The following is a 492-nucleotide window of genomic DNA, read 5'->3' on the forward strand; positions in this document are numbered from 1 at the left end:
GGGTGAAGTCGTAACAAGGTAGCCGTATCGGAAGGTGCGGCTGGATCACCTCCTTTCTAAGGATAAACACGGAATACAGATCTTTATCTGTAGCTTAACGTTTTGCAGTTCAGTTTTGAATGTTCATTCATTTGAGCATTTCAAACTTGTTCTTTGAAAACTGGATAAAACGACATTGAAAGCAACAAATTCAAGAAATTCAATTTGTAATCACATTCGTGATTATTTTTTGTGTAGTACTTTTAACTACTATTTTTGAGGGTTTCAAAATGCAAGCAGTGCTAGGAAACAAAGAAGAGAGAACCGGAACGTACTAACGTACGTGAGGATTCGAACGACTGAAGTTGACAACGCAATGCGCCGCAGATTGGAAGCCGAATTAGGTTAAGTTAATAAGGGCGCACGGTGAATGCCTTGGCACTAGGAGCCGAAGAAGGACGGCACTAACACCGATATGCTCCGGGGAGCTGTAAGTGAGCTTTGATCCGGAGA

Annotated in this window: 2 rRNA genes; both read left to right on the plus strand. The window is 42.1% G+C overall.

Features of this window, described 5'->3' with window-relative positions:
* A 16S ribosomal RNA gene (locus PGC35_RS22075) occupies positions 1–56 on the plus strand; the annotation flags it as partial.
* A gap of 326 nt (positions 57–382) precedes the next feature.
* Positions 383–492 (plus strand): 23S ribosomal RNA (locus PGC35_RS22080); the annotation flags it as partial.

It is taken from the genome of Psychrobacillus sp. PGGUH221 (assembly GCF_042055255.1).
Lineage (GTDB): Bacteria > Bacillota > Bacilli > Bacillales_A > Planococcaceae > Psychrobacillus.